At 66.3% G+C, this 16,813-nt stretch carries 15 protein-coding genes; 7 read left to right on the forward strand and 8 right to left on the reverse strand.

Going from position 1 to position 16,813, the window contains the following annotated elements; all coding sequences use genetic code 11:
- Nucleotides 1-20 precede the first annotated feature (20 nt).
- Complete coding sequence (locus N5C28_RS16390) at nucleotides 21-3,809, forward strand: bifunctional diguanylate cyclase/phosphodiesterase (protein WP_279823953.1); 3,789 nt, start codon at nucleotides 21-23, stop codon at nucleotides 3,807-3,809.
- Nucleotides 3,810-3,821: 12 nt separating this feature from the next.
- Here N5C28_RS16390 and rimK read toward each other — a convergent pair whose 3' ends face one another.
- Entirely contained in the window at nucleotides 3,822-4,727 is a 906-nt protein-coding gene (gene rimK / locus N5C28_RS16395) for a 30S ribosomal protein S6--L-glutamate ligase (protein ID WP_279823955.1), read from the reverse strand.
- Nucleotides 4,724-5,158, reverse strand: a complete 435-nt coding sequence (locus N5C28_RS16400) for an ATP-dependent zinc protease (protein ID WP_279824116.1) — start codon at nucleotides 5,156-5,158, stop codon at nucleotides 4,724-4,726. Before N5C28_RS16400 ends, rimK begins: the two co-directional genes overlap by 4 nt.
- Before the next feature lie 224 nt (nucleotides 5,159-5,382).
- On the opposite strand from N5C28_RS16400, the gene N5C28_RS16405 reads away from it, so the two are divergent.
- Nucleotides 5,383-5,781: a S4 domain-containing protein gene (locus N5C28_RS16405; protein WP_279823957.1), complete on the forward strand. Its 399-nt coding sequence runs from the start codon at nucleotides 5,383-5,385 to the stop codon at nucleotides 5,779-5,781.
- Between the two features lie 70 nt (nucleotides 5,782-5,851).
- On the opposite strand, the gene N5C28_RS16410 is transcribed toward N5C28_RS16405, so the two are convergent.
- Nucleotides 5,852-6,649 (reverse strand): phosphatase PAP2 family protein, encoded by a 798-nt coding sequence (locus N5C28_RS16410; RefSeq protein WP_279823958.1) that lies wholly within the window; start codon nucleotides 6,647-6,649, stop codon nucleotides 5,852-5,854.
- A 97-nt stretch (nucleotides 6,650-6,746) separates the two neighbouring features.
- Between N5C28_RS16410 and hslO the strand changes: the two genes are divergently transcribed.
- The 3 genes from hslO (at nucleotide 6,747) to N5C28_RS16425 (ending at nucleotide 11,626) form a co-directional block, all read left to right on the forward strand.
- Entirely contained in the window at nucleotides 6,747-7,640 is an 894-nt protein-coding gene (hslO, locus tag N5C28_RS16415) for an Hsp33 family molecular chaperone HslO (protein WP_279823960.1), read from the forward strand.
- Nucleotides 7,641-7,797: 157 nt separating this feature from the next.
- Entirely contained in the window at nucleotides 7,798-9,339 is a 1,542-nt protein-coding gene (locus N5C28_RS16420) for a phosphoenolpyruvate carboxykinase (RefSeq protein ID WP_279823961.1), read from the forward strand.
- 358 nt (nucleotides 9,340-9,697) lie between these two features.
- On the forward strand, nucleotides 9,698-11,626 hold the full coding sequence (locus N5C28_RS16425; RefSeq protein WP_279823963.1) for a RecQ family ATP-dependent DNA helicase: 1,929 nt from the start codon (nucleotides 9,698-9,700) through the stop codon (nucleotides 11,624-11,626).
- A 6-nt stretch (nucleotides 11,627-11,632) separates the two neighbouring features.
- On the opposite strand, the gene N5C28_RS16430 is transcribed toward N5C28_RS16425, so the two are convergent.
- Genes N5C28_RS16430 through N5C28_RS16445 form a run of 4 tightly spaced genes read right to left on the reverse strand, consistent with a single transcriptional unit; the run spans nucleotide 11,633 to nucleotide 15,095 of the window.
- Nucleotides 11,633-12,253 (reverse strand): ABC-type transport auxiliary lipoprotein family protein, encoded by a 621-nt coding sequence (locus tag N5C28_RS16430; RefSeq protein ID WP_279823964.1) that lies wholly within the window; start codon nucleotides 12,251-12,253, stop codon nucleotides 11,633-11,635.
- Entirely contained in the window at nucleotides 12,250-13,167 is a 918-nt protein-coding gene (locus N5C28_RS16435) for an MlaD family protein (protein ID WP_279823966.1), read from the reverse strand. The genes N5C28_RS16430 and N5C28_RS16435 overlap by 4 nt, the downstream gene beginning before the upstream one ends.
- Nucleotides 13,168-13,956 (reverse strand): ATP-binding cassette domain-containing protein, encoded by a 789-nt coding sequence (locus N5C28_RS16440; protein WP_279823969.1) that lies wholly within the window; start codon nucleotides 13,954-13,956, stop codon nucleotides 13,168-13,170. It lies immediately after the preceding gene.
- Nucleotides 13,953-15,095, reverse strand: coding sequence for an ABC transporter permease (locus tag N5C28_RS16445; RefSeq protein WP_279823970.1), 1,143 nt, complete (start codon nucleotides 15,093-15,095; stop codon nucleotides 13,953-13,955). Before N5C28_RS16445 ends, N5C28_RS16440 begins: the two co-directional genes overlap by 4 nt.
- A gap of 124 nt (nucleotides 15,096-15,219) precedes the next feature.
- Between N5C28_RS16445 and N5C28_RS16450 the strand changes: the two genes are divergently transcribed.
- Together N5C28_RS16450 and N5C28_RS16455 are read left to right on the forward strand one after the other, a co-directional pair.
- Complete coding sequence (locus tag N5C28_RS16450; protein ID WP_279823972.1) at nucleotides 15,220-15,645, forward strand: HPF/RaiA family ribosome-associated protein; 426 nt, start codon at nucleotides 15,220-15,222, stop codon at nucleotides 15,643-15,645.
- Nucleotides 15,646-15,780: 135 nt separating this feature from the next.
- Nucleotides 15,781-16,122, forward strand: coding sequence for a cupin domain-containing protein (locus N5C28_RS16455; RefSeq protein ID WP_279823974.1), 342 nt, complete (start codon nucleotides 15,781-15,783; stop codon nucleotides 16,120-16,122).
- A 3-nt stretch (nucleotides 16,123-16,125) separates the two neighbouring features.
- Here N5C28_RS16455 and N5C28_RS16460 read toward each other — a convergent pair whose 3' ends face one another.
- Nucleotides 16,126-16,779 carry a DUF3313 domain-containing protein gene (locus N5C28_RS16460; RefSeq protein WP_279823975.1) on the reverse strand — a complete coding sequence of 218 codons (654 nt, stop codon included), beginning with the start codon at nucleotides 16,777-16,779 and terminating at the stop codon, nucleotides 16,126-16,128.
- Between the last annotated feature and the right edge of the window lie 34 nt (nucleotides 16,780-16,813).

Genomic DNA, 16,813 nt, shown 5'->3' on the forward strand with positions numbered 1-16,813 from the left:
CGCAATGACCCGAGGTCTGCATGCCTGTCGTCCCCAACCGCCTGCCGAGCTGGACATGGTGGCTGCCGCTGCCGCTGTTCCACCTCGCCACCTGGCTTTCACTGGCCACCCAGTTCAGCGATGGGGCGGCGCTCTGGTATGTGCCGTTCGCCCTCGGGCTGGTGCTGTGCCAGTGGTGGGGGCCGCGGGTGCTGCTGGCGATGTACCTCAACGCCATGCTCTGCGTGCCACTCTGGGGACTGGAGTGGCGCTGGGCGCCGCTCTACGCACTGCCTGAAACCCTCGCCCCCGCCCTGGCCTGGCTGCTGCTGCGCCGGCGCGCCTTCGACGCGGCGCTGCCGGATTTGAGCCACGTGCTGCGCTTCATGCTGCTCGGCGTGCTGATCCCGGCGGCCGTGGTCTGCATCGGCGTGCAGGGTAGCCTGTGGCTGATGGGGCACCTGGCCTCCGAAGGCTGGCTGTATTCCACCCTGAACCTGTGGCTGGCCGACAGCCTGACCGGGCTGATCATCACCATTCCGCTGCTGGCCTATCTCACGCCCTGGCTGCGCCGTCGCGGCTGGTTGCTGCGTCGGCCGGTGGACCGCGACGGGCTGGAGGCCCTGCCCGCCGGGTTGCGCCGCCTGCCGCCCTGGCCATTGCTGCTGGCCCTGTTGCTGGGGGTGCCCTGGTTGCTCAGCGTGGTGCCGCTGACCCTCAAACTGCCGCTGATCGGCGTGGTGATGCTCAGCCTGGCGCTGGTCTGGGGCTTCGTGGGGGCGTTGTGCGGGTCGATCCTCACCGCGCTGATGGTGCTGGCGCTGCCGTTCCTGCGCGGTTACGGCGATACCACCGGCCTGCTCGACCCGCAGCGCCTGGAGCTGCACCTGACGGTGCTGCTGTTCATGGTGGCGACGCTGCTGGTCGGTCGCAGCCTCAGCGACCTGCGCCTGGCCCTGGCGCGCAGCGCGCAGATCCAGAAGCAACTGGCGCTGGCCAACCTGGCCCTGGAGGCCAGTCCCCTGGGGGTGACCATCGCCGACGCGCGCCAACCCGATGTGCCGCTGATCTACTGCAACCCCTCGTTCGAGCGGATCACCGGGTACACGCGTTCGGAAATCCTCGGCAGGAACTGCCGGTTCCTCCAGGGCACCGACCGCGAGCAGCTCGGCTTGCGCAGCGTGCGCCAGGCCATTCGCCACGGCACGGCTTGCCATGCGGTGGTGCGCAACTACCGCAAGGACGGCCGCCTGTTCTGGAACGAGCTGATCCTGGCGCCGATGCACGATGAGCAGGGCGTCAGCCATTTCATCGCCCTGCAGCACGACGTGTCGGCCCGCGAGCAGTTGTCCGCCCAGGTGGCCACCCAGCGCGAGGAGCTGTTGCTGCAGAGCTACCTGTTCAGCCAGACGGAAAACATCGCCGACCTGGGCGGCTGGGTGCTGACCCTGTCCGACATGAGCATGTACTGGAGCCCGGGCTGTTTCCGCATCTACGAGCTCGACCCCTACGCTGGCACGCCGACCTTCGAGCAGAGCCTCGACTACCTGGATGCCAACGGCCGGCTTCTCGCCGAGAAGACGCTGCTGCGCCTGCGCCAGGGCCTCGACCATTTCGATATCGAAGTGCGCCTGACCACGGCTCGGGGCAAGACCCGCTGGGTGCGCATCAACGGCGTCAGCGAGCGCGATGGCGGCGAACTGACCAAACTCTACGGGGCGATCCAGGACATCAGTGCGCGCAAGCGCGCCGAGCAGCAGTTGCGCGAGCGCGACGAGCGCTTGCGCCTGTTCTTCGAGGCGCCGCTGATCGGCATGGCGCAGATATCTCCCGGGTATGCCTGGGAAGAGGTCAACCCGACGCTGTGCAACATCCTCGACCGCTCCCGCGAGGAACTGCTGGCCTGCAGTTGGGACAGCATCTCCCACCCGGAAGACCTCGCCGCCGAGCAGGTGCTGCTCGACGCGGTGCTGCTTGGCGCCCGCGAGGGCTACGAGCTGGACAAGCGCTTCCTGCGCCCGGACGGCTCGCTGGTGTACACGCGCCTGAACCTGCGGGCGGTGCGCCACGCCAACGGGCAGATCGGCATGTTCCTCCTGCTGGTCGAGGACATCAGCGCGCGGCACGAGGCCGAGGCCCGCTACCGGACCATCGTCGAACACGCCCCCGAAGCCATCATGCTGTTCACCCCCCATGGCGGCATGGTGGATTTCAACGAGAATGCCCTGCGCCTGCTGCGCTACACCCGGGAACAACTGCTGGGCAAGAGCGTGCTCGACCTGAGCCCGGCCAAGCAGGCCAACGGCCGTGCCTCGGCGGATATCGGCCGGGTCTACCTGAAGCAGGCCATTGCCGGCGAGGTGCCGGTGTTCGACTGGCTGCACCGTGACAGCGGCGGGCGGCAGATCCCCTGCGAAGTACGTCTGGTGCGCATGCCGGGGGAGGAAATCCTGATTCGTGGCAGCGTCACCGACATTTCCGAGCGCCAGCGCTACCAGCGCGAGATCGAGCGGCTGGCCTACAGCGACGAACTCACCGGCCTGCCCAACCGGCGCCTGCTGATCGACCGCCTGCAGCACGCCATGGACCGCGAGCTGCGCGACGGCAGCCTGGGCGCGCTGCTGTTCATCGACCTGGACCATTTCAAGACGGTCAACGACAGCCTCGGTCACCAGGTGGGCGACGGCTTGCTGCGCGAAGTCACCATGCGCCTGGCCCGCACCCTGCGCACCGAAGACACCCTGGCGCGCATGGGCGGCGACGAGTTCGTGGTGCTGCTCGAAGCCCTGGACAGCAACCCCGAGGCGGCGGCGGAGTACGCGGCGGCGACCGCAGAAAAACTCCTGAGCAGCCTCAAGGGCAGTTGCCGCATCGACGGCCACGAGCTGGCGATCAGCGCCAGCATCGGCATCGCCCTGCACCCGTTTGGCGAGCAGGTGGCGGCCGACGTGCTCAAGCAGGCGGACACCGCCATGTACCGGGCCAAGCACGCCGGGCGCAATGCGCTGCATTTTTTCGCGCCGGAGATGCAGGCGGCCATCGACCAGCGCCTGCAATTGCAGAGCGAGCTGCGCCAGGCGATCCAGCGGGACCAGTTGCACCTGGTGTTCCAGCCGCAGCTGGCGCTGGCCAGCGGGGCGGTGGCGGGGGCCGAGGTGCTGCTGCGCTGGGAGCACCCGGAACGCGGTGAAATCATGCCCGGCAGCTTTATCGCCCTGGCCGAGGAAACCGGACTGATCCAGGAGCTGGGGCACTGGGTGCTGGACGCCGCCTGCGCCACCCTCGCGCGCTGGCTGCCGCGCTGGCCGCAGATGGTCCTGGCGGTCAACCTCAGCCCACGGGAGCTGCGCCAGTCAGGCTGCGTCGAGCGTGTGCGGGCGTGCCTGGCGGCGCACCGGATACCGGCGTCGGCCCTGGAGCTGGAAATCACCGAAGGGGTGCTGCTCGAGGACGTGCAGCAATGCATCGCCAACATGCAGGCCTTGAAGGCCCTGGGCGTGCGCTTCGCCATCGATGACTTCGGCACCGGGTATTCGTCGCTGACCTACCTCAAGCGCCTGCCACTGGACCGGCTGAAGGTCGACCGCAGCTTCACCCAGGACCTGGAGAATGGCGGGAGCGGCCTGATGCTGGTGCAGACCATCCTGATGATCGCCCGCAACATGGGCCTCGAATGCGTGGCCGAAGGCATCGAGAGCCAGCATCAACTCGATGTGCTGCGCGAACAGGACTGTGCGCTCGGGCAGGGGTACTTCTTCAGCCAGCCGCTGGACGAGCCGGGGTTCATCCAGTGGCTGGAGCGGCACGGGACGGTGCCCGCGCCGGAGTGACGGCCGGCGGTGTCAGCCCTTGCCCTTGGTCCGGGTCAGGTGCGGGCCGCCGTTCTTTTCCAGGTACTGGATGATGATGCCGGCCACGTCCTTGCCGGTGGTGGTCTCGATGCCTTCCAGGCCGGGGGAGGAGTTCACCTCCATCACCAGCGGGCCGTGGTGCGAACGCAGGATGTCCACGCCGGCCACCGACAGCCCCATGACCTTGGCCGCGCGGATGGCGGTCATGCGTTCTTCCGGGGTGATCTTCACCAGGCTGGCGGTGCCGCCGCGGTGCAGGTTGGAGCGGAACTCGCCGGCCTTGGCCTGACGCTTCATCGCGGCGATGACCTTGTCGCCGACCACGAAGCAGCGGATGTCGGCGCCGCCGGCTTCCTGGATGTATTCCTGGACCATGATGTTCTGCTTCAGGCCCATGAACGCCTCGATCACCGACTCGGCGGCCTTTTCCGTCTCGCACAGCACCACGCCGATGCCCTGGGTGCCTTCCAGCACCTTGATCACCAGCGGGGCGCCATTGACCATCTGGATCAGGTCGGGAATGTCGTCCGGGGAGTGGGCGAAGCCGGTCACCGGCAGGCCCACGCCGCGCCGTGACAGCAGCTGCAGCGAGCGCAGCTTGTCACGGGAGCGGGCGATGGCCACCGATTCGTTGAGCGGGAACACGCCCATCATCTCGAACTGGCGCAGCACCGCGCAGCCGTAGAAGGTCACCGAGGCGCCGATGCGCGGGATCACCGCGTCGAAGCCCTCCAGCGGCGCACCCCGGTAGTGGATCTGCGGCTTGTGGCTGGCGATGTTCATGTAGGCCCGCAAGGTGTCGATCACCACCATGTCATGCCCGCGCTGCTGGCCTGCTTCGACCAGGCGGCGGGTGGAATACAGACGCGGATTACGCGACAGCACGGCGATTTTCATTGGGCACCGGAAAGGTCGATGAGCGAGGGTTTGTCTTGTACATAAGCCAGGGCCGGGTTGACCACCAGCTGACCGTCAATCAGTGCCTTGGATCCCAGAAGTACGCGGTAGCGCATGGTTTTCCGGCAGGCGAGGGTGAATTCCACCGACCACAGCCGGTCGCCGAGGGACAGCTGGGTGCGGATCACGTAGCGTGACTGGGCCTGGCCGTTGGAGCTCTTGATCCGCTTGACCGTCACCAGCGGCGCCTCGCAGCGGTGGCGCCGCTGCACCAGGGTGCCGAGGTGAGCGGTGAAGCGCACCCAGTCTTCGCCGTCGCGCTGGAAGGGCTGGATGTCACTGGCGTGCAGGCTGGAGGTGCTGGCGCCGGTGTCGATTTTCGCGCGCAGGCCGACCATGCCCAGTTCCGGCAGATTGATCCACTCGCGCAGACCGATCACAGAGAGGTGGTCGAAGGTTTTCAAGGCAGGCTTCCGTTGAGGTTCCAGGCATTCTAGGGGGCAGACCGATCCCGTGGCGAGTCGTGCCGTCGCGCCCATGCAACGGGCGAGATTTTTTCGACAACGTGGCGCGCACTGAATCGAGAATAGACCCTCATGCCTTATGATCCCGGCATCCTGCGGGATTCATGCAGGCAAGGCTGATTGAGTGAACGATGAGCGATAAAGATGACGATAAGGTGCGCCTCGACAAATGGTTGTGGGCCGCACGCTTCTACAAGACCCGCGCCCTGGCCAAGGCGGCCATCGAAGGTGGCAAGGTGCATTGCCGCGGCGAGCGCTGCAAGCCGAGCAAGGAGCCCAAGGTCGGGGATGAGCTGCTGATCCGCACCGGTTTCGACGAGCGCACGGTGGTGATCCAGGCGCTGTCGGTGGTGCGGCGTGGCGCGCCGCAAGCCCAGACGCTGTACAGCGAGACGCCGGAGAGCATCGCCCGCCGCGAGCAGGCGGCGGAGCAGCGCAAGGCCGGCGCCCTGGGCGTACAGACCGACGGCCGGCCGAGCAAGAAACAGCGTCGCCAGCTGTTTCAGTTCCGCGGCGGCCAGGACGACTGACCTGTGGGAGGGGCTTCAGCCGCGACGGCGGTTACCCGTGTTGCGACTCAGGCCCCGGTGCTGCAAGGACTCAGTGGGCCTTGATCACCGTCAGCTGGCGCAGCCCCGGTACGTGCTGCAACACCACCAGCACCGGCCGGCTGATCCAGGCCAGGCCGTTGGCGATGTGGCTCGCCAGCGGGGTGCAGTAGCCCCAGGCGAAGGCCAGCAGGGCCACCACCACGCCGCCGATGGTCACGTCCACCAGCCAGTGGGCGCCGGTGACCAGGCGCGGCAGCATGAACAGCACCACCAGGGTCAGGTTGAACGTGCGCTTCCAGCCGCGGCTGAACAGGGTCATGAACATCCCCCAGAGCAGCAGGACCGAGGCGTGGTCGCCCGGGAAACTGCGGCTGGAGCGGTCCTTCAGCTCGAAGACGCGTTCGAGGCCCGGGAACGAGTCGCTCAGGTGAATGGCGCCGGCCACCACCATCGACGGGCTGGCGTGCTGCCAGCCCAGGTTGTTGGCGAGCTTGGTGAACAGCACGCGAATCACCAGCAGCACCATCAGCAGCGCGACGAAGGTGAACAGGGCGGTGCGCAGCTCGCCGTCGGCGAAGACCCAGCGCGGGTGGACCAGCAGGGTCAGCATCAGGCCGCCGAGCAGGATGTCGCACAGGCGGATGCTGGTCAGGGCCCAGATGCCGTCCCACAGGAAATGTTGATTGAGCGAGCCATTGAGGCCATGGAACAGCCACAGGTTGGCGCTTTCCCACAGCTCGCGGGTTGCGGGCAGCAGCCAGCTGCCGAGCACGGCCAGGGCCAGCAGGTTGAGGCCCAGCAGGGCCGGCCATCGCCAAGTGGCTTGGATGCGGTGGGCTTTGTCCATAGAATGACGCTCCTTGATCGTCCTGTCCGAAAGTGGCGCCGCGCTTTATAAAGGCCTCGCGCCGCTCTGTCATCCTTTGTTCACATCTGGTTGCCCCATGCACAACACCGATCACACCCAGCGCTTCCTGTTCGACGACTCCGATGTTCGTGGTGAGTTGGTCGGTCTGAGCGAGAGCTACCAGCATGTCCTGGCCAAGCACCCCTACCCGCAGCCGGTGGCGCAACTGCTCGGCGAACTGCTGGCCGCCGCGTCGCTGCTGGTCAGCACCCTCAAGTTCGACGGGCAACTGATCCTCCAGGCGCGTTCGTCCGGCGCCGTGCCGTTGCTGATGGTCGAATGCTCCAGCGAAGGCGAAGTGCGCGGCATCGCGCGCTACCACGCCGAGCAGATCGGGACCGGCGCCGGCCTGACCGAGCTGATGCCCGAAGGCGTGCTGGCGATCACTGTCGAGCCGCGCCAGGGCCAGCGTTACCAGGGCATCGTCGGCCTCGAGGGTGTCGACCTGGCCGCCTGCCTGACCGATTACTTCGCCAGTTCCGAACAGCTGGCCACCCGGGTCTGGCTGTGCGCCGACGGCCAGCGCGCCCGTGGCCTGCTGCTGCAGCAGCTGCCGCCCGATCGCCTGAAAGACGATGAAGCCCGCGAGGCCAGCTGGGAGCACGTGGTGACCCTCGCCGCGACCCTGACCAACGAAGAGCTGCTGGGCCTGGACAACGAAACGGTCCTGCACCGTCTCTACCACGAAGAGCCGCTGCGCCTGTTCGAGCCGCGCCTGCTGCAATTCCGCTGCAGCTGCTCCCGTGAACGTTCCGCCAGGGCGCTGGTCAGTTTAGGGCAGGCCGATGCCGAGCTGCTGCTCGAAGAGCATGACGGCAGCGTGGTCATCGACTGCCAGTTCTGCAACGAACGCTATGCCTTCGACGCCGCCGATGTTGCGCAACTCTTCGCCGGTGGCGGCAGTCAGGCACCGTCTGACACGCGGCATTGATTCGATAGGTTTTGCCTATTGACCCACTTGGCAGAAGGGAGGCTGCCAAGGGAGGTGCTTTCTGGCATACTCCCGCGACTTTTTTATCGCTGTAGTCGAACTGGCGTTCTACTACACAACGTTCGAAAGACTCGGCCGCCGGCCGACGGGGACCCACATGACGCAAGCCACTCCCGCTGTGTACACCAACATCAGCGCAGCTCAACTGGTCGAAGAAGCCATTCGCCGCGGCGAAGGCGAACTGGCCGCCAACGGCTCGTTGGTCGTACGCACTGGCCACCGCACTGGTCGTTCGCCGGCTGACCGTTTCATCGTTCAGGAGCCGAGCACCGACGCCCAGATCGCCTGGGGCGGGATCAACCGTCCGTTCCCGGCCGACAAGTTCGATGCCCTGTGGGACCGCGTCGAGGCCTTCAACAAGGCCCAGGACCATTTCGTTTCCCTGGTGCACGTCGGCTCCGCCGAAGAGCACTACCTGCCGGTCAAGATGACCACCGCTACCGCCTGGCAGAACCTGTTCGGCCGTCAGCTGTTCATCAACCCGCAGGCCTACAACCCGGCTGGCCGCACCGAGTGGCAAGTGCTCAACGTCGCCAACTTCGAGTGCGTGCCGGGGCGTGATGGCACCAATTCCGATGGCTGCGTGATCATCAACTTCGCCGCCAAGAAAGTGCTGATCGCCGGCATGCGTTACGCCGGTGAAATGAAGAAAGCCATGTTCTCTGTGCAGAACTTCCTGCTGCCGGAAAAAGACGTGCTGCCGATGCACTGCGCCGCCAACATCGGCGAAGAAGGCGACGTGACCCTGTTCTTCGGTCTGTCCGGCACCGGCAAGACCACCCTGTCCGCCGACGAATCGCGTTACCTGATCGGTGACGACGAGCACGGCTGGGGCGAAGGCGTGGTGTTCAACATCGAAGGCGGTTGCTACGCCAAGTGCATCGACCTGTCCGAGAAGAACGAGCCGGTCATCTGGAAAGCCATCCAGTTCGGCACCGTGCTGGAAAACGTCGTCCTCGACGACAGCCGCACCCCGGACTACGCCGACGACAGCCTGACCCAGAACAGCCGTGCGGCCTACCCGCTGGAATACGTCGAGAAGCGCAGCGAGAAGAACCTCGGCGGCGAGCCGAACGCGGTGATCTTCCTGACCTGCGACCTGACCGGCGTGCTGCCGCCTGTGTCGATCCTCAACAACGAGCAGGCGGCCTACCACTTCCTGTCCGGCTATACCGCGCTGGTCGGTTCCACCGAAATGGGTTCGGGCGGCGGCATCAAGTCGACCTTCTCCACCTGCTTCGGCGCACCGTTCTTCCCGCGTCCGGCCGGCGTCTACGCCGAGCTGCTGATCAAGCGCATCAATGCCTTCGGCTCCAAGGTCTACCTGGTCAACACCGGCTGGACCGGCGGTGGCTACGGTGTCGGCAAGCGCTTCAACATCCCGACCACCCGTGGCGTGATCGCTGCGATCCAGAGTGGCGCGCTGATCGGTGCCGAGACCGAGCACCTGCCGATCATCAACCTGGATGTGCCGAAGTCGGTGCCGGGCGTCGAAACCAACCTGCTCAACCCGCGCAACACCTGGGCTGACAAGAACGCCTACGACGAAGCCGCCAAGGGCCTGGCCAAGCTGTTCATCGACAACTTCCAGAAGTTCGACGTGAGCGACGCCATCAAGAACGCCGGTCCTCAGCTGTAAGCTGAACCCGTTCTGACAAAGGCCGCCTTCGGGTGGCCTTTGTCGTTTCTGGGCCGATCCTTTTCTGCGTGCGCGGATGGGCCACCGCTGCCGTCCGGCATTCGTGGGAGAGGCCTTGGCCTCGAGCTCGGCGTCCCGCGCGTTTAGCCGATGTGTCGGTCGGATTAAAAGCTCGCGGACAAGTCCGCTCCTACGGGGTAAGCCGCACTACCGGGGCCCTGTAATCGCCACCCCTGGCAGCACCTGGCCAGATGCCCCTACCTGGATCGGCGGGACGCTCGTTTCGCCCCCGGGTGGTTTCATCGAACGTACCGCGTTATGGTCATCGACCCTTCAGCGGTCAATGGAGTGACAGCTCATGCCCACCACCCTCGAACGTGTCTTCGGTTTCAGCCAGCTGCGCCCTGGCCAGGAAGCCGTCATCAGCACCGTGCTCGCCGGCCGCTCGGCCGCGGCGATCTTTCCCACCGGCTCGGGCAAGTCCCTGTGCTACCAGTTGCCGGCGCTGCACCTGCCGCACCTGACCCTGGTGGTGTCGCCGCTGCTCGCCCTGATGCAGGACCAACTGGCGTTCCTGCATGCCCACGGCATCAGTGCGGCGAGCATCGATTCGGCCCAGAGCCGCGAGCAGGTTGCGGAGACCATGACCAGGGCCCGCTCCGGTGAGCTGAAAATCCTGATGATTTCGGTCGAGCGCCTGAAGAACGAGCGCTTTCGCACCTTCATCAGCCAGGTGCCGATTTCCCTGCTGGTGGTCGACGAGGCGCACTGCATTTCCGAGTGGGGCCACAACTTCCGCCCCGACTACCTCAAGTTGCCGGATTACCAGCGGCAGTTCGGCATTCCCCAGGTGCTGCTGCTCACCGCCACGGCGACGCCGCCAGTGATCGCCGACATGCAGAAGAAATTCGCCATCGCCGACGGCGATGTGGTCACCACCGGGTTCTACCGCCCCAACCTGAACCTGCTGGTGGAGCCGGTGGCCGGGCGTGACAAGCAGCGGCGCCTTGTCGAGTGGCTAGGGGCGAAGGCGGGCCAGCCGAGCATCGTCTACGTCACCCAGCAGAAGACCGCCGAACAGGTGGCCGAGCAGTTGAGCCAGCGCGGCATCGCCGCCAGCGCCTACCACGCCGGCATGGGCCACGAGGCGCGGGAGGCGATCCAGCGCCAGTTCATGGACGGGCGCATCAACTGCATCGTCGCCACCATCGCCTTCGGCATGGGCATCGACAAGAGCGACATCCGCAACGTGGTGCACTTCGATCTGCCGAAATCCACCGAGAACTACAGCCAGGAAATCGGCCGTGCCGGCCGTGATGGCCAGCCGTCCGATTGCCTGGTGCTGGCCAACCGCGACAGCCTCAACGTGCTGGAGAACTTCGTCTACGGCGACACCCCCGAGCGTGACGGTATCCGCTGCGTGCTCGACGAGCTGCTGAGCGGCGCCGCGGACGGCCAGTGGGAGCTGATGCTCAACGCCCTCAGCGAGCAGAGCAACATCCGTCAGCTGCCGCTCAAGACCCTGCTGGTACAATTGGAGCTGCGCGGCATCATCGCGCCGCGCTATGCCTATTTCGCCGAATACCGCTTCAAGTACCTGATCGAGCCGGAGGCGCTGCTGGACACGTTCGAGGGCGAGCGGCGGCAGTTCATCGAGGCGATCGTCGCCACCTCGGCGCGGGCGCGGACCTGGTGCACGGTGGATTTCGACGCCCTCTACGACCAGCACCAGGCCGAGCGCGGCCGGGTGGTCAAGGCCCTGGATTTCTTCCAGGAACGGGGCTGGATCGAGCTGGAAAGCAAGCAGATGACCGAGGTCTATGCGCTGCTCGACCCAGACTTCGACCCCGAGCGCCTGAGCGATGAGCTGCACACCTACTTCACCCAGCAGGAGGCCAGCGAGATTCGCCGTATCCAGGCCATGCTCGAGCTGTTCGCCAGTGACCAGTGCCTGAGCCAGCGCCTGGCGGCCTACTTCGGTGACGGCAACGCGCCGGCGCAGTGCGGGCATTGCTCGGTGTGCCGGGGCCAGGTCGCGCACTTGCCGCCGCCTCCGGCCCTGCCGGACCTGGCAACGCAGGACCTGGCTGCGTTGTGTGGCGACTTCATCCTCAAGCACCAGGCCCACAAGGGCGCGCCGCCCAGCGGCGAATGCCTGACGCGCTTTCTCTGCGGGATCAGCGTGCCGCTGTTCACCCGGTTGAAAGCCCGGCAGATAAAGGGCTTCGCCAGTCTGGAGGACTATCCCTATGCCGAGGTGCGCCGGCAGGTGGCGACGCTGACCTGAATGGGTTTAGCGCTGGCGTTGGGCCTGCCCCTGGGCCCAGGTCCACTCCAGCAACTGGCTGGACAGCTGATCGCCTGCCAGGCCGAAGGCCCGGACCACCGCCGGCACCGAGGTGTCCACGGCCGGTTGGCGCACCTCGAAACGGCGGCTGGCGACGATCCGTTGGCTGGCGGTGTTGACCAGCCGGGCATCCAGCAGGATGTGCGCGGTCGGGCGACCGTCCAGGTAGTCGCTCTGGAAGGCGCGCAGGTCGGTGTTGATTTCCAGGTCGGCCTGCAGGCGCGCATCGTCGCTGCTCACCGCGGGCATCCGGCCATCGGCCAGGAAGGCGTCGATCAGGCGGTTGCGCAGCAGCAGCGGTCCCTTGTCGCTCCAGCGTGCCCCCTGGTAGGCGCTGATCCGGTCGCCCTCGGGAATCACCGCGATGCGCGTGCTGTCGAGCAACTGGCTGGCCAGGGGCGTGTTGATCCGCAGCGACCAGGCCACGGGAGCGGCCCCTGGCTGCGCCGGTTCGGCGGTGCTGGCCGGCAGCAGGTAGACGTCCAACGGCTCGCTCTTGGGCAGGATCGAGCAGGCGCTGAGCAGGCTGGCCAGCGCCAGGGTGGTGAGGCAAAGCAGGCGTCTCATGGTTGGAATTCCTTGATCGGTTCGCTGCGCAGCAGGTAGCCGGCGGGGTCCTGTTCCAGTTGGCGGGAGAACGCGCGCAACGAGCCGAGGGTTTCGCGCAGGTCGCTGATCGCCGGGCCGATTTCGCCCATGCTGCGCATGCCGTTGCCGAGGGCTTCGTGGTTGTCGTTCAGCAGGCGCTCGATGGTGCTGCTGCTGCGCTCCAGGGAGGCCATCAGGCGTTCGGCATTGGCCAGGGTCTGCTGGCCGTCGGTGGCCAGCATGCGTTTGGCCTCCTGCATCAGGCTGGCTGCTTCGCGGGTGGCATGGGTGATCTGCTGCAGGGCGACGCCGATGTCATCGCCGTGGGAGGCGACGCTGGCGGTGATCTGCTCCAGGTGCGCCAGGGTCTTGGACACCCGCTCGGCGTTCTGCTCGGAGAACATGCGGTTGGCCTGGTCCAGCAGGCGGGTGACGCTGACCACCAGGTCCTCGCTGTTGGCCATCAGGCGCGACAGAGGCGAGGGGTCGGCGACGATTTCCGCCGGCTTGCCGCCTTCGCCTTCCAGGTTCGGGCTGCCGGGCGTGCCGCTGTACAGCTGGATGACCGCCGTGCCGGTGATCCCGGTGATAGTCAGGCGGGCGCGGGTGTCGGCCTTGATCGGCGTCTGGTCGACGATGCGCACGTGGGCCCGCACCTGGCGCGGGTCGTTCGGGTTGAGCCGCAGGCTGACCACGTCGCCGATCTTGATCCCGCTGTACTGCACGGCGCTGCCCTGGGACAGGCCCGTGACGGCCTCGTTGAAGATCACTACGTATTCCTTGAACTCACGGTCGGCGCCGGCCTTGCTCAGCCACAGGGCGAACAGCAGCGCCGCCCCCACGGTGATGACCGTGAACAGTCCGATCAGTACGTGATGGGCGCGGGGTTCCATTCAGTGTCCTCCTGCCGGGCCGCTGGCGGCGTGCTTGGCCGCGCGCCCGCGCGGACCATGGAAATAGTCGTGAATCCACGGATCGTCGGTGGCCGCGACGACCTCCAGGCGATCCGCCACCAGCACGCGTTTCTGGCCCAGTACCGCCACGCGGTCGCACAGGGTGTAGAGGCTGTCCAGGTCATGGGTGACCAGGAATACACTCAGACCCAGGCCGTCACGCAAGGTGCGGATCAATTGGTCGAAGGCGGCGGCACCGATCGGGTCGAGGCCGGCGGTGGGTTCGTCGAGAAACAGGATGTCCGGGTCCAGCGCCAGCGCCCGGGCCAGTGCGGCGCGCTTGACCATGCCGCCGGACAGCTCGCTCGGGTATTTGTCGCCGGCGTTGCTGGGCAGCCCGGCCAGGGCCAGCTTGACCTCGGCCAGGTGCTCGGCGTCGGCGCGGCTAAGGCCGGCGTGTTCGATCAGCGGCAGGGCGATGTTCTCGGTCACGGTCAGCGAGGAAAACAGCGCGCCACGCTGGTAGAGCACGCCGAAGCGGCGCTCCAGGTGCGAGCGCTGGTCCGGCGGCAGCGCCAGCAGGTCTTCGCCGAACACCCGGATACTGCCCCCGGTGGGCTGGCGCAGGCCGACGATGCTGCGCAGCAGCACCGATTTGCCGGTGCCCGAGCCGCCGACCACGCCGAGGATTTCGCCGCGCTTGAGCTGCAGATTCAGGTCCTGGTGCACGGTCTGCGCGCCGAAGCGATTGACCAGGCCGCGCACCTCGATGATGGCGTCGTCCGTCACCAGCCCATCTCCATCAGGAACAGCGCGGCCACGGCGTCGAGCACAATGACCACGAAGATCGACTGGACCACGCTGGAGGTGGTGTGTTCGCCCACCGACTGGGCGCTGCCGCTGACCTTGAAGCCTTCCAGGCAGCCGATCACGGCAATCAGGAAGGCGAAGATCGGCGCTTTGCACATGCCCACCAGGAAGTGCTGGAGCTGGATGTTTTCCTGGAGCAGGGAGAGGAACATCGCCGGCGGGATATCCAGCGCCACCGCGCACACCACGCCGCCCCCGAGGATGCCGCTGAGCATGGCGATGAAGGTCAGCGCCGGCAGGGCGATCAGCAGGGCGAACACCCGGGGCAGTACCAGCAGTTCCAGGGGGCTGAGGCCGAGGGTGCGGATGGCGTCGATTTCCTCGTTGGCCTTCATCGAGCCGATCTGCGCGGTGAAGGCGCTGGCAGTCCGACCGGCCATGAGAATGGCGGTCAGCAGCACACCGAATTCACGCAGGAAGGAGAAGGCCACCAGGTCGACCGTGTAGATGGTGGCGCCGAAGCCGGCCAGGATGGTCGCCCCGAGAAAGGCCACCACCGCGCCCACCAGGAAGGTCAGCAGGGCCACGATCGGCACCGCGTTCAGGCCGCTCTGTTCGAGGTGGGCGAACAGCGAGGTCATGCGCCAACGCCGGGGGCGCAGGAGAATGGCGAACATGCTGGACAGGGTCATGCCGATGAAACCGAGCAGCGCCATGGCCTGGTCCCAGAACTCGGTGACCGCTTCGCCGATGTGCCCCAGCACCTCGCGCCAGGCCGCTACCGGCTGCGGGTGCTCGCAGGTTTCCGTGCGCAGGATGGCCTGGGCCACGGCCAGCAGCAGGGCGCGGCGTTCGCCGGGCAGATCATTGGCGTTCTCGACCAACTGCGACAGGCGCTCCGGCCCGACCAGGTCGGCCAACAGCGAGGCACCGGCCGTGTCGAGTGCCTGCAACGTGCTGAGGTCCAGCTGGCCATCGGTGGCGCTGCCCTGCAGGCGCAGCACCTGCTCGCGCAACCGGGCGTAATGGGCGAGCGTCCAGTCGCCGCCGACCTGCCAACCGCTGGCGGCATCCGTGCGGCTCGACTCGATAGGCGTGATGTAGGGCGCGGTCGTCATGCCCTGAGCTTACCCCCGCGGGCGGCGTGCCGAATAGCCATCGCAAAGGTTGATTACAATCAATGGGAAACTCATGCGCCGGTATACCCTCCAACCAAACAGACCCGTAAACGTGAGGCATACCATGCAAGTTCAAGTGAACAGCAACCACATTGAAGGCAGTGCGCGGTTACAGGAGTGGGTCGGTTCGGTCGTCAGCGACCAACTGGATCGCTTCGATGAATTCCTGACCCGCGTCGAGGTTCACCTCTCCGACGAGAACGGCGACAAGGCCGGTGGCGACGACAAGCGTTGCCAGATCGAGGCGCGCCCCAAGGGGCACCAGTCGCTGTCCGTGACCCACAAGGCCGCGAGCCTGGACCTGGCGGTGGACGGTGCCGCCGAGAAAATGCGCCATGCGCTGGATCACCTGATCGGCAAGCTCGAGAGCAAGGCCACGCCCACCGGGCACCTGGATGACCCGCTGCTCGAAGAAGACCCGGAACACGTCAAGGACGCGCTGCTCCAGGAAGAATTTCTCGCCCGCCAGGACGCCCTGGGCAAGGATTGATCCCGCTGCAATCGCGCATCGCTGGATGACCGCCTGCGTTTCCAGGCAACGGCGTGTCGAACCCAGGACAATGCGCGCGGCTCGATCCGCTTTAGGTTAGGGGGTGTCATTCACACCCCCTGATCTGGAGCCGACATGCAACCCATCACCGTTCTTCGCGACACCGTTCCCGTCCCCGTTCTGGATGCCTGCAAGTGGGAGCGCATCGGCGGCGACCCGCATACCGTCAACCTCAATGCCTACACCTCGGCCGACGGCACGAAAATCATGGGCACCTGGATCTGCACCCCCGGCAAATGGCGCGTGGCCTACGAAAAGTGGGAGTACTGCCACTTCCAGGAAGGCTATTGCATCATCACCCCGGACGGCCAGGCGCCGATCCACCTCAAGGCCGGCGATATCTTCATCGTCGAGCCCGGCATGAAAGGCACCTGGGAAGTCGTGGAGACCGTGCGCAAGTACTTCGTCTTCGCCTGATCGTCAGGGTTTGAAGTTGCGCGCGTCCTTGGCCCACTCGTCGAGCACCGGCTTGATGTCCTGGAGGCGCAGCTGGGTGCTGTCATTTTCCAGTTGCAGGCCGTGCCCCTTGCGCACCACGCGGGCCATCGGCTGGCTGGTACGGCCGTCGATGGCTTCCAGTTCCACGTAGATATCGGTGTCCAGGTCGCGGGTCCCGGCAGCGGCGCTGGCGGCGGCCGTGACCAGGGCGATCGGGATCACCTCGTAGACTTTCAGCCCTTCCGGCGACAGGTCGATGGCACTGATCGCCGTGCGCAGCACCAGGGTGTCGCTGTCGGCCTGCTCGACGATGCGCAGCCGCCCGGCCAGTTCGAGCTTCATGGCCTGCTGCAGGTAGGCGGTGATTTCATCCAGCGTCTGCTGGCTGACCTGGTCGCTGGGCGCTGGCGCCGGGTGGAACACCGGCCGGATCACCAGCACCGAGCGGTAATTCTCCAGCTTGAAATCCGGCGACACCCAGCGCATGACCGGTACGCCGCTGGCCGACTGCGCCGGTCGCAGTTGCGAGTAGTCGCCGAGGAAGCCGGAATACTGCGAGGGTTGAGTGGTATTACTGGCGCAGCCGGACAGCATCACGACGGCTGATAACCCAAGAACGAACGTTTTCAGGGACATTGCAGCATGCTCGCGCGGGGCAGGTGACTTAACT

It is taken from the genome of Pseudomonas sp. GD03944, from assembly GCF_029839275.1.
Taxonomy (GTDB): domain Bacteria; phylum Pseudomonadota; class Gammaproteobacteria; order Pseudomonadales; family Pseudomonadaceae; genus Aquipseudomonas.